The organism is Longimicrobium sp., from assembly GCF_036388275.1.
Taxonomy (GTDB): domain Bacteria; phylum Gemmatimonadota; class Gemmatimonadetes; order Longimicrobiales; family Longimicrobiaceae; genus Longimicrobium.
The window spans coordinates 1-12,510 of the sequence record NZ_DASVSF010000051.1 but is presented as its reverse complement, the minus strand read 5'-3'; the positions used below and the strand labels follow the sequence as shown (position 1 = coordinate 12,510).

General features: G+C 70.7%; 8 protein-coding genes. 5 read left to right on the top strand and 3 right to left on the bottom strand.

From position 1 onward, the window contains the following. Window position 1: 1 nt before the first annotated feature. Both fabD and VF632_RS09655 read right to left on the bottom strand, forming a co-directional pair. Window positions 2–1,579, bottom strand: coding sequence for an ACP S-malonyltransferase (fabD, locus tag VF632_RS09660; RefSeq protein WP_331022670.1), 1,578 nt, complete (start codon window positions 1,577–1,579; stop codon window positions 2–4). Window positions 1,580–1,853: 274 nt separating this feature from the next. Next, on the bottom strand, window positions 1,854–2,447 hold the full coding sequence (locus VF632_RS09655; protein ID WP_331022669.1) for a DUF1579 family protein: 594 nt from the start codon (window positions 2,445–2,447) through the stop codon (window positions 1,854–1,856). A gap of 779 nt (window positions 2,448–3,226) precedes the next feature. Here VF632_RS09655 and VF632_RS09650 point away from each other — a divergent pair. Then, on the top strand, window positions 3,227–5,230 hold the full coding sequence (locus VF632_RS09650; RefSeq protein WP_331022668.1) for an acyltransferase family protein: 2,004 nt from the start codon (window positions 3,227–3,229) through the stop codon (window positions 5,228–5,230). A gap of 70 nt (window positions 5,231–5,300) precedes the next feature. On the opposite strand, the gene VF632_RS09645 is transcribed toward VF632_RS09650, so the two are convergent. Next, window positions 5,301–6,419 carry an Ldh family oxidoreductase gene (locus tag VF632_RS09645; RefSeq protein ID WP_331022667.1) on the bottom strand — a complete coding sequence of 373 codons (1,119 nt, stop codon included), beginning with the start codon at window positions 6,417–6,419 and terminating at the stop codon, window positions 5,301–5,303. Window positions 6,420–7,063: 644 nt separating this feature from the next. Between VF632_RS09645 and hppD the strand changes: the two genes are divergently transcribed. The 4 genes from hppD to VF632_RS09625 all read left to right on the top strand — a co-directional run. Continuing rightward, entirely contained in the window at window positions 7,064–8,176 is a 1,113-nt protein-coding gene (gene hppD, locus VF632_RS09640) for a 4-hydroxyphenylpyruvate dioxygenase (protein WP_331022666.1), read from the top strand. Next, the gene (locus VF632_RS09635) at window positions 8,176–9,384 is read left to right on the top strand and encodes a PLP-dependent aminotransferase family protein (protein WP_331022665.1); all 1,209 of its coding nucleotides are present in this window, start codon (window positions 8,176–8,178) and stop codon (window positions 9,382–9,384) included. Before hppD ends, VF632_RS09635 begins: the two co-directional genes overlap by 1 nt. A 538-nt stretch (window positions 9,385–9,922) precedes the next feature. Further along, entirely contained in the window at window positions 9,923–10,981 is a 1,059-nt protein-coding gene (locus VF632_RS09630) for a cysteine synthase family protein (RefSeq protein ID WP_331022664.1), read from the top strand. Window positions 10,982–11,679: 698 nt separating this feature from the next. Further along, window positions 11,680–12,510: condensation domain-containing protein (locus VF632_RS09625; RefSeq protein ID WP_331022663.1), on the top strand; the 831-nt coding region annotated here is incomplete at its 3' end.

Sequence of the window (12,510 nt, the reverse complement as noted above, 5' to 3'; positions counted from 1 at the left end):
CTCAATTCCTCAGCCCGGTCTCGATGAGGTGGGCGATCTCGTTCCAGTGCCGGCGTATGAAGAAGTGGTCGCCGGGAAAGCTCCGCACCGTCAGCGGATGAAGGGTCTCGTTCTGCCACTTCCGGGCGTCCGCGAGCGAGACCGCCTCGTCCTGGCCGATCATCACCGCAATGGGGACGTCCAGCTGCGGGCCGCCCGGGTGGACGCACGCGCTCAGCACCTCGAAGTCGGCGCGGAGGATCGGTTCGTAGTGCGCCATCAGGTCGGCGTGCTGAAGCAGCTCCGGGGGAACGCCGCCCATGGCGCCCAGCCGGCGCCAGAACGCGTCCGACGCCAGCCTCCAGGTCTGCTCCTCGCGCGAAGGCGCGGCTGGCGAGCCTTCGCCGGAAACGAAGAGGCGCGCCGGCGCCCGCCCCTGCTCGCACAGGCGGCGGGCCAGGAGATAGGCCAGCCGCGCGCCCAGGCTGTGGCCGTACAGCGCGTATGGCCCGTCGATCCGGGGCGCGATCTGGGCGAACAGGTCGTCGATGACGGCGTCGGGGTCGTGGAGCAGCGGCTCGGAGGCGCGGCTTCCGCGTCCGGGCCGCTCCAGCGGCACGGCCTCAGCCCCCGCCAGGCGTTCGGCCAAGCCGTGATACGCGCGCGCGTCGCCGCCGGCGTACGAGACGCAGAACACCTGGCTCCGGCGCTCGCGCCCGGGCGGCGCGGACGCCGGCGAACGCGCGCCGCCCGCGTCCCCGGCGAGGGCAGACCGCGCCCGCATCTTGGTGAGGATGGAGCTCCCCATCTCCTCGAACGCCATCTCGCGGTCCAGCCCCAGCAGGTGCTGCACGCTGTCGCGCCACAGCACCGCGCCCGTGATCTGCCGCGTCAGCGTTTCGGCGACGCGCGCGCCCTCGTACGGCCGCGCGGTGGCGTTGGCGATGACGGGAACCTGCAGCGGGGCGAAGGAGAAGCCGGCCAGGAACGCCGCGAATTCGTCCCGCGCGGGGCGCATGTGGCGCGAGTGGAAGGGCGCGCTCACCTTCAGCGGCAGGGCCGTGATCCCCTCCTCGGCGCACGCTGCCCGGGCGCTCTCGATGTCGGCCGCCGTCCCGGATACGACAAACTGGTTGTCGCTGTTGTGGTTCGCGATGTCGACGGCCTCCAGCCCGCGGTCGCGCAGCAGCCGCTCGATTCGCCCGGCGTCGACGTTCACCAGCGCCAGCATTCCGCCGCCCGCCGCCGCGCCCATCAGCTCGCCGCGCTTCAGGACCAGCTTGAGCCCCGTCTCGAAGTCGAACGCGCCGGCGGCCAGCAGCGCGTTGTACTCGCCCAGGCTGTGCCCGAGCAGGAAGTCCGGCGTGCCCGGCACCCTGTCCTGGTGGTCCAGCCACGTAAGCGCGTTGACGACGTACATCGCCGGCTGCGTGAACTGCGTCTGCGCCAGCCGGTCCTGGGGATCGTGGACGCACAACTCCTCGACGTCCCACCCGGCGATGTCCGAGGCCCTGCGCGCCAGGCGCGGATACCGGCGGAAGAGCGCCTCGCCCATCCCCCTGGACTGAGCTCCCTGGCCCGGAAACATCACCGCCCTCATGCCGCCTCCCCGGGAAGCGGGGCATCGCTCGCCACGTCCTCGACGCCGACGCCGCGCGCCACGTCGGGGAGAATCACGCCGTCGTCGTGGGAAAGGCTGAACCGCGGAGACACCGGGGTGTTTTTCGATGTGGGGACGGCCGTGGCGGTCGGGAACGATCCGCCGGGCGGCGCGGGGATTGACGGTCTGGTACTTCTCGAGCAGGCCTTCAGCGCCTGGGCTCCCCCTCCGGAGGTCCGGACAGCGTCGGACCTCCGGAGGGGGAAGCGTTTCGCTACGAGCTGGCGTCGCCGACCCGGGTGTACTCGATCTCGGTGGCCACGTACTGCTGGTGTCCGTCCGGGGTCCACTCCAGGATCTGGAGGGTGCGCCGATTGCGCCCGGTGATCTGGATGGTCACGTCGGCGCCTTCGCCGTCATGCGTGCCCGTCAGCGTGTCGACGTGATGGCTGCTCCGCAGATTCAGCGTCTGCGAGCCTTCCGGCCAGTCGCCCTCGGAGACGATGAGCGCCGTCTGGAAGTTGTCGTAGTAGGCGGTGAAGAACTTCCTCCTGCGGTAGTCGTAGCCGATGATGGTGCGGCCCTCGTAGTCCTCGCGGTCCAGGAGCGTGCCCCGGGCCTGCTCTTCCAGGAACCTGCCGCCGAACACCGAGCGGACCGTCGTCGTCCCCCGCGACTCGCGCGGCTCGGCGCCGGCATCGCGGTACCACCTCGTCACGAACTCCCACTCCCCCTCGAGGGCCGACAGCCGCTTGTGGTGCTCCGTCGGTTGGCCGACCTGCCTCCAGGTTTCGAGGTATCTCTCGTCCTCGGCGGTCAAAGTGGCTGACGTTCCCGCGTCGTACGACATGCGTCCCTTGCCTTTCATGAAAGATGGGCCCGCTAGAAAATGGTGCGTCGACAATAATGTTCTCCGCCACTTCACAAGTCAACATTTACGTCGTTGAAGGTGGGGTCTAGCTGTTGCATGCCCCCATCTCTGGAAAGCAGAGTGCAGGATCAGCGTACCGGCGGCGCAGAATACATTGACGCCATCTGGTTACATTTCTGTTCTCCTGTGCGCTTCGTGGGTTGCTGCGCCCGGCCATGCCGGTTGCAGCGTTCGGTGTCCCGTCGAGAGTGGGATCAAGAAACGGGAAAGTCGACACATCTCCCAGGAAGCGTCCTACGCCCGGCGTAGACCGCCGCGACCGCGCGCCGCCCGTGCGCACGCGGCTTCCTGGCACCTGCCCCTCAGCCGAGGGGGACGCCCGTCTGCCGGGCGACGCGCTCCAGCGCCTCCACCACCGGCCGGATGACGGGGATCCCCTCCCGCCGCCGTACCTGTTCCGTGCGGCAAGGTACTTCGCTGAAATGCCCGCACCCTGAATGAATGCCGATGGGCAGTGTTGCAATTCCTGGACATACGGGTGAGCCGTAGACATCGGTTACAGTACCTTCCCGCCCTGCTCTTCCGCCGGTATGTTTCCTGAGGCGTCGTATTACGGCAGTGCTCCCTTGGGCGCTCCTCCTCATCGCCTCCCCTGCGCTGGCTCAGGCTACCGTCGAGGTCCACCTCGTTCCGGCGCCTTGATCGTCTCGCGAACCGTGCGCGCCCCCAGCTCGTGACCTCCGAAAGAACGCATCCCGTTGCCCCGTGGCGCACCCGTGGCTGAGCCGGCTCCGAACGGCGGGCATCACTCGCGCGGCGAGTGGCGGTTCCGGCCAGACATCGAGGGGCTGCGGGCCATCGCCATCCTGGCCGTGGTGCTGTACCATGCAGGCGTGCCGAACGTGCCCGCGGGCTACCTGGGCGTCGACGTGTTCTTCGTCCTTTCCGGGTTCCTGATCTCCGGCATCCTCCTCAGCGAGGCGGCGACCGGGACGATCTCTCTCCGCGCGTTCTGGGCGCGGCGGGCGCGGCGGCTGCTTCCCGCGGCGGCCGTGCTCATCCTGGCCGTCCTGGCCGTCGATGCTGTGCTCGCTTCGCCCACGGAGCGCATGCCGCACGCCCAGAGCGCCGTCGCGGCCTCGCTGTACGCCTCCAACATCCTCTTCGCCCTGCGCAGCCGGCTGTACTTTGGCGCGGAGAGCGGGCGCGATCCGCTGCTGCACACCTGGTCGCTGGGCGTGGAAGAGCAGTTCTACCTGCTGTTCGCGCCACTGGTGCTCTTCCTGGTGATGCGGGGCGGGGCCGCGGGGCTTCGCCGCCGCTTCGCCGTCGTGGTGGGCGCGGGCACGATCGTGTCCTTCGGACTGTGTTTGGCAGCGGCCCGCGAGGCGCCGGCATGGGCGTTCTACCTCCTTCCCACGCGCGCCTGGGAGTTCGGGGCCGGGGCGCTGTGTGCCCTGGCCGTCGGCGGCCGGAGCCGCGGCGCGCGGAGGTGGGAGGTCGTCGCCGGCCTGGGCGCCGCCGGTCTGATCGGGGCGATGCTGCTGGATCCCGGCGGCACCTCGCTCTCGCACCCCGGGACGGCCACTCTTCTGCCCGTGCTCGCTACGGTGGCGATCATCCTGGCGGGCGGCACCGGATCGCCGCCCCGGGTGTCGCGGGTGCTGGCACGCCCCTCGTTCCGGCTGCTCGGACGCCTGTCGTACTCATGGTATCTGTGGCACTGGCCCGCGCTGGTGTTCCTGGAACTGGAAGTGCCGGCCGCCTCCGCGGGCCTGCGTCTGGCGGTCGCGGCGGCGGCGCTCCTCCCGGCGGCGCTCACCTACGCCCTGGTCGAGAACCCGGTCCGCTACCACGGAGCGTTCCAGCGCCGCCCGGGGCTGGCGATCGTGGGTGCGGCGCTGCTTACGGTGATCCTCTCCGGTGCTGCCTGCGCCGCGGGCGCCCTGGCGGAACGCGCCTACCGCTCCCCCCGCATGGCGGCCGTGCGCGAGGCGGGGCGAAAGCCGGACCGGGAAGCGCTCGGGTGCAAAGTGCTGAACGCTCCCGTCCTGGCGAGGGAGTGCGGAACGGGCGCGGGTGACGGTCCCCTCCTGGTCCTGTTCGGCGATTCGCACGTCGGCCACTGGCTCCCCGCCTTCATACCGGTGGCGGAGCGGCGCGGCTGGCGGCTCCTGATGGTGACCCGGGGCGGCTGCACGGCCCCGTCGGTAACGGTGCTGCTCCGGGTGGCGCCGCTTTCCGGCAACCGCGACTGCGACGCGTGGCGCGCGGCCGCGCTGCGCTGGATCGCCAGCCAGCGGCCGCACGTGGTGGTTCTCAGCAGCAGCCGCGACCGAACCATCCACGTGGGCGGGGACCGCTACCTGGCCGCGGACAGCACCGGCGACGGCCGAAGGCGCTGGGCGGCCGGGCTGCGGCATACGGTCGAGCAGGTGCTGCCGTCCGGCGCCCGGGTGGTGGTGGTGCAGGACACGCCGCTGCCCGGCTTCGACGTGCCCGACTGCATCGCGCGGCACCTGGACCGTCCGGAGCAGTGCGACGTGCCCGCCGCGCGTGCCGTGGACCATCGGCTGGCCCGGGCCGAGCGGGAAGCGATCGCCGGGTTGCAGGGTGTTTCCTACATCGACATGACCCCCGCCATCTGCGGCCCGCGCGTCTGCCGCGTGTACGTGGACGGAGTGATCCGCTTTCGCGACACCGACCACCTGTCCACCCGGTTCGCGGCAGCCCTGGCGCCCCGGATGGACGCGGCGCTGGATGGGGGCGGCCTGCGGTGAGATCCACGCCGGGGCCCGTCGGGGCTTCCTCGCGCGCGCGAGTCGCCCGCGGCTTCGTGCGGCCTGCCCCTCAGCCCAAGGGGACGCCGGTCTGCCGGGCGACGCGCTCCAGCGCCTCCACCACCGCCGGAATGAGGGGGATCCCCTCGCGCCGCCGCAGCTGTTCCGTGCGGCGGCTGGGATCGCCGGGGATCATGGGGCCCGAGGTGCCCTCCGCCGGCCGCGTCGCCCGGAGCGTGCGGATCCAGTCGTCCACCTGGCGTCCGAACTCCTCCGGATCGGCGAAGGCGGCCACCTGGAACGCGCCGAACAGGTGCCCCACCCCCTTGCCCACGGTCCGTGGCGGCGGCGGCAGGTGCGCGGGGAAGGGCGGCGCGAAGGGCCCCCAGCTGGCACCTCCCAGGGGTCCGCAGAGCAGGTCCACCATCGCCCCCAGGCAGTACCCCTTGTGCGCGCCGCGCTCGCGGTCGGACCCCAGCGGAAGGAGCGCGCCTCCGTTCAGCATTTCATGCGGATCGGTGGTCATCCGGCCGTCGCGGTCGATGGCGCACCCTTCGGGGATGGAGGTTCCCTGGCGCGCCGCGTGCTCCACCTTGCCGAAGGCGAATGCGCTGGTGGTGAGGTCGATGACCACCGGCGGCTCTTCCAGCGCGGGGAACGCGATGGCCAGGGGGTTGGTTCCCAGCATCTTTTCGGCGCCCCACAGCGGCGCCACCTGCGGCGGGGAGTTGGTCATCGCCCAGCCGATCAGGCCCCGAGGCAGCGCCTGCAGCGGGTAGTAGTCGCCCGCCCCGAAGTGATTGCTGTTCCCCACGGCCACCCAGCCGGTCCCCACCCGCTCCGCCTTTTCCATCGCCAGCTCGTTGGCGCGCGGGCCCACCACCAGCCCCAGCCCGTTGTCTCCGTCCACCGTGGCCGTGGCGGGCGTTTCCCGCACCGTGCGGATGCGCGGGCGTGGGTTGATGCGCTCCTGCGCGAGCATCTCCACGTACTGCGGCAGCCGGGCTACCCCGTGCGTGTCGATGCCGCGCAGGTCCGCGCTGCTCAGCACCCCCGCCGCCAGCTCCGCGTCCTCTGCCGGCACCCCGAACGTCTGCAGCACGCGGCAGGTGAACTCGCGCAGCAGCGCGGGCTCGAACGTCTTCTCCGCCGTCGCGGGCGGGATCTTCGGCACTGCGGTCACGTTCACTCTCGTTCTCTCCGGTCCCCACCGCCCCTCCGGAGCGCCTGGCGAGCCGGAGCGCGGATCGGCCCGCGCACACGTCCGCCGGAGACGCGGGAGCGGCGAAAAGGGGGTGGAGCAAGGTGGAATTGCTTTCCGGGACAGCTAATGAGTTACAGGAGGGTTGATCATTCGTCAACCGCTTACCGGCCGGAACCGAGGATCACGGGTTCCGCGGCGTCCCCAAAGGGGATGTTTTCCGGCCGGGGCCGGCAGCCTGGACCCTGCCTGGATCGCCGCGTACGCCGGTCCCGACACGTTCCTGCCGGGGACGCGGGCGCTTCCGGCCGGCCAGGCCCACGGGGCTCGAAAGCGCCCGCGGCAGCGGAATTCCAGGGCGATCGGCTCGCCCGCGGTCCGCCGCCGGAAGCGGCGGGTTGACACGGGAGAAACGAATGGGTTAGAGTAGGGATGTCACGGATTCTGGCGGATCAGGTGAGGACAATTTCCCATCGCCACGGCGCGCCGATCCCTCCGCCGGAATCGCGGCACGCCGGTCCGTGCAAACGTTTTCCGCGAGGACTCACCCGGACCCGCCGTGCGACGGCGCCGCGGCGGAGGCGAGCCTCCTCGCGGCGCACACTCTACATCTACCTACCAACGGAGTCGGTATGGCAACGCTCGAGCCGGAAGTCCTCAACCAGAGTGCGCTGCAGCTGGAGGGCATCGACCACGTGGAGCTGTACGTGGGCAACGCCTACCAGGCGGCGCACTTCTATCGCACCATGTTCGGGTTCCGCCCCGTGGCGCGAGCGGGGCTGGAAACCGGCGTGCGCGACCGGCTCTCGATCGTCGTGGAGCAGGGCGAGATCCGCCTGGTGCTCACCAGCGGCCTGCACCCCGACTCGCCCATCACCCAGCACGTCGCGGTGCACGGCGACGGGGTGAAGGACGTGGCGTTCCGGGTGGCGGACGTCGAGAGCGCGTATCGCACCGCCGTCACCCGGGGCGCGGTGCCCGTGTCCGAGCCGCAGGTGCTGCAGAGCAGCGAGGGACGGGTGGTGCGTGCCACGATCGGCGGCCCCGGCGAGGGCGTGCATTCGCTGGTGGAGCGCCAGGACTACACGGGGCAGTTCCTTCCCGGCTTCGAGCCCATTCACGACGCGCCGCACACGGTCTCCACCGGGCTCACGGAGGTGGACCACGTGGCCGTGAGCATGGAGCAGGGCGGGCTGGACAACTGGATCGCCTTCTACAAGGACGTGCTGGGGTTCCACCAGTCGCACCACGAGATGGTGTGGACCAAGAACAGCGCAATGAACAGCAAGGTGGTCGAGGACGCGTCGGGCAAGATCAAGTTCCCCATCCAGGAGCCGGCGGTGAACGGCGGCAAGTCGCAGGTGCAGGAGTACCTGAACTTCAACCACGGCGCGGGCGCGCAGCACGTTGCGTTTCTGACGGACGACGCGGTGGCCACGGTGCGCGCCATCCGCGACAACGGCGTGCACTTTCTGCGCGTTCCCGGCAGCTACTACGACATGCTGGAGGCGCGGGTGGGAGAGGTGGCCCCGGCGGTGATGGGGGCGCTGAAGGAGCTGGGGATCCTGGTGGACTCCGACGACGACGGGCGGCTCCTGCAGATCTTCAGCGAGCCGGTCACCTCCCGCCCGACCATGTTCCTGGAGATCATCGAGCGGCAGGGCGCCAAGGGCTTCGGGTCGGGGAACATCAAGGCGCTGTTCGAGGCGGTGGAGCGCGAGCAGGAACTGCGCGGCAACATCTGATGGCCGACACCACTCTTGCCCCCGCCGCCCTGCGGCTGGCGGGGTGGGCCCGCGCCTCGGGAACGTCGGCGCTGCAGACCATGCTGTCGGTGGGCACGCGCCCGGGGACCATCTCCTTTGCCCTGGGCCTTCCCGCGCCGGAGTTCTTTCCCTCGGAGGAGTACGGCCGCGCCGCGGCGGCCGTGCTGGCCGAGGACCCGCGCGCGCTGCAGTACTCCCCGCCCAGCGCGCCGCTGCAGGCGCACGTGGCGGCGCTCATGGCGCAGCGCGGGGTGGCGTGCGCGCCGGAGCAGGTGTTCCTGACCACGGGCGCGCAGCAGGGGATCAGCCTGCTGGCGCGCCTGCTGCTGGAGCCGGGCGGCGAGATCATCACCGACACCCTGTGCTACACGGGCTTTCAGCAGGCGGTGGAGCCGTTCGCCCCGCGCATTCTCACCGTGCCCACGGACCTGGACACGGGGATGGACGTGGACGCGGTGGAGGCGCTGCTGGCGGGCGGCGCGCGCCCGGCCTTCATCTACACCGTTCCCGACGGGCACAACCCGCTGGCGGTGAGCATGTCGGCGGAAAAGCGCGTGCGGCTGGTGGAGATCGCGCGCCGCTACGGGGTGCCGGTGGTGGAGGACGACCCGTACGGCTTTCTTGCGTACGACGGCCCGCCGGCCCATCCGCTGCGGGCGCTGGAGCGGGAGTGGGTGTTCTACGTGGGCTCGTTCAGCAAGGTGCTGGCGCCCGCGCTGCGGCTGGGGTGGATCATCGTGCCGCAGGAGCTGGTGCGGCTGCTGGCCATCGGCAAGGAGGCCAGCGACATCAACACCGCCACGCTGGCCCAGCGCGGGGCGGCGCGCTTCTTCGACGGCGGCCACCTCCCCGCGCACCTGGCCATGCTGCGGCGCGAGTACCGCCTGCGCCGCGACACCATGCTGGCCGCGCTGACCCAGCACTTTCCCGCCGGCACCCGCTGGCGGAAGCCCGCCGCGGGCGTGTTCATCTGGGTGGAGCTGCCGGAGGGGACCGACGCGGGCGAGGTGCTGCGGGTGGCCATCGAGCAGGAGGGCGTGGTCTTCGTCCCCGGCCACGCCTTTGCCGCCGACGGCAGCCGCACCGCCAGCAACTGCATGCGCCTCAACTTCTCCCACAGCACGCCGGAAGCGATCGAGGAAGGCATCGCCCGCCTGGGCCGTGCCCTTCGGGCCGCGGCGCCCTGAGCGCCGCACGCCAGGGGTCCGCGAGCCGTTTGGCGTGAAGGTGCGCCTCACAAGGACGGAGAGGCACGGAGAGTGAGTCTCTCCGTGCCTCTTCGCGTGAGACGAGCGGCGGAAATGCACGAGGCGGCCAGCGCCCGCCGCTGTCGTTCCGAAGGCGACGATCCGGCGCCGGGACGTCTCCGGCGACGCCCTTTTGGGCCATCGGTGGAAAAGGGCGTTTTTGTGCAATCGGGTTGCGTTTTGAGGCGGGGAATAATATTTTTTCCAGACCGACAAACAACGTTTTCCCGTCTCGTCGAACGTTTCGCGCCCGGGCGCGCCCAACGTTCGCCCCCTGGCGCGTACGGTTCACGCCGGAAGGGGATGTGAACCGGCAAGGACCCGGGGTCCCGCCGGGCACAGGGGACCCCACGGTTGTTGTCTCGGGCGAGTTTTTTCGTGGGAAAGCAGGCTGTGGACGTGCTTGCTGGCCGGACATCCTCCACACCACCGCCGGCGAACGAGCCCCGGCCATTTTCCCGATGACGAAGGAGAGATCGTGAGCGGTCCCGTGATCAACGCCAACGTGGTGGACGCGCTGGTGCTTCCCCGGCTGGTGTGGCTGCGTCCGAACCTGGTGGGGCTCGTGTTCACGCTGTCGAAGCTGCTCCCCGCACGCTTCATCGTCAGCAGGGCGCGCGAAGAGGGCAAGCTGCGGCCGGGCGCGTTGATCGCCGAGACCAGCTCGGGGACGTTCGGGCTGTCGCTGGCCATGGTGGCCCGGCTGCACGGGCACCCGGTGCAGCTGGTGAGCGACCCCTCCATTGAGCCGCCGCTGCGGCGCCGGCTGGAGGACCTGGGGGCCACCGTCCACATCGTGCGCGACCCGGGCCCGTCCGGGGCCTTTCAGATCGCCCGGCTCGAGCTCCTGGAACGGATCCTGGCGGAGAACCCGGACGCGTTCTGCCCCCGCCAGTACACCAACCCCCAGAACCCGGCCAGCTTCGCTCCCTGCGCCGAGCAGCTCGCCCACGCGGCCGGCACGGTGGACTGCCTGGTGGGTCCGGTGGGCTCCGGCGGCTCGCTCTGTGGCACCGCGTCGTTCCTCCGCCTCCTTTCCCCCGAACTGAACGTGGTGGCGGTGGACACCCACCACAGCGTCATCTTTGGCCTGTCCGAGGGCCGGCGCACGTTGAAGGGGCTGGGGAACAGCCTGGTGCCCGCCAACGTGGACCACGCGGCGGTGGACCTGGTGCACTGGGTGGGCGCCGCCGAGGCCTACCAAGCCACCCGCCGGCTGCACGCGGAGCACGCGGTGTTCATGGGCCCCACCAGCGGCGCGGCGTTCCTGGTGGCCGACTGGTACGCCCGGAACAACCCCGACGCGCTCACGGCCGTGATCCTTCCGGACGAGGGCTACCGCTACCAGGACACGGTCTACGACGATGCCTGGCTGCAGGAGAAGGGGCTGCGGCTGGACGCGCCCCCCGCCGGGCCGGTGGAGTGGGACCGCCCCCACGACGGCGACGAGCCGTGGTCGTACTTCCGCTGGGGCCGCCGCGACTACGCCCAGGTGATGGGCGCTCCCCCCCCGCGCCTGGAACTGGCGTCGCTCTGAGGGCGCGCCGGGGCATGGATCCGCCCCGCCGGCGCACGGGTGAGGTTGGCGGGGGCGTCGCCATCGACACCGGCCGGGCTTCACATGAGGATTATGTGTCCTCGCTGGACGCGTACGCCCACCGGCATGCCCCGTCGAGCGGTAACGGGCGAGCCACCCGAGCGCGCGTGTGGAGCGTCGCCAACGACGATCCCTCACCGGCGCATGCCCCTCCACATCATGCTGTCTCATCCGGTGCGCATCTCTATGTCAAAAGTAGAGATTTCAGTTCCTCGATCCCACGTCGATCGATCGATTTCCCCGCACGCTCCTTTCCGACAGAAACGTCAGAAAAGAGCTTGATGATTGCCGCTAAACCTGACGGGAACGGTTGACGGCACGGGCGCGCCCGGGTTATCGTTCTTTTCCCCACGTTTTTGGAACATCGCGTAGTTCTCGTCCTCCCGACCAACGGCTGTGCCGCCAGAGGTTCTCGGACTGCCTCCCCCGCCTCGGTGATCGAGGCGGTACCGTGGGAGCCTGTCTGTGTTTCCGGCAGGGCCGGTAAGCGAGGGTCGGGGGTCGTCACGCGAGGTGGCGCGTCGAGGGACCCTGCGGGGGCGGATGGCCCGCCAGCTTCACGTCTCAGGCGAGATTTTTCTAGAGGAATACAGTCTATGCACGTGCTTCCTGGTCGGGCCTCCTCCACATCACCGGCGGTGACGGCGAGCGCGGTCCGGGCGGAACTGCCGGCGATCGGCGACGAGCTGCTGCGGGAGCAGGCAGAGTACTGGCAGGAGACGCTGGCTGACGCCCCGGAGCCGCTGGAACTGACTGCGGACCGCCCGCGCCCCGCGCAGCCGGACCCCACCGGGGCCATCGTCCGGCTGGAACTGGACGAGGAGCTGGCTGCGGCCCTGGAAGCGCTCGGAATGCGTCACAGCTCGCACATCTCCACGGTCCTGCTGGCGGGGTGGGCCGCGGTGCTGGGCCGGCTCTCGGGGCAGACGGACCTGGTGATCGGGTGCTCCGGGAATGCGCTGCCGGTGCGGGTGGACCTGTCGGGCTCGCCCACGGCCGCGGAGCTGCTGGGCCGGGTGGAGGCGCGGGTGCGGGGTGCGTTGCGGAACCAGGACCTTGCCTTTCAGCGGGTGGTGGAGCTCGTGCAGCCGGACGGCGCCGCTTCCGCCACGCCGCTTTTCCGTGCGGCGTTCGTGTGGCGGGACGCACCCGCGAGCGACCCGGAGCTGCCCGGCCTGGAGCCCGGTGCGGTGGCTGCTTCGGAGCGGTGCTCGACGGGTGGGCTCGACCTGTCGCTCGAACTCGGGGAGGAGAACGGCGGGGTCGCGGGCCAGGTGGTGTTCGCGACGGCGCTGTTCGACCGCGAGACGGTGGAGCGCTACGCGGGATACCTGCGCCGGATGCTCGCGGGGATGGCGGCGGACGAGACCCGGCCGGTGGACCGGCTGACGCTGGTGTCGGACGAGGAGCGCCGCCTGGTGGTGGAGGAGTGGAACCGCACGGAAACGCCGTACCCCGCCGACTCGTAC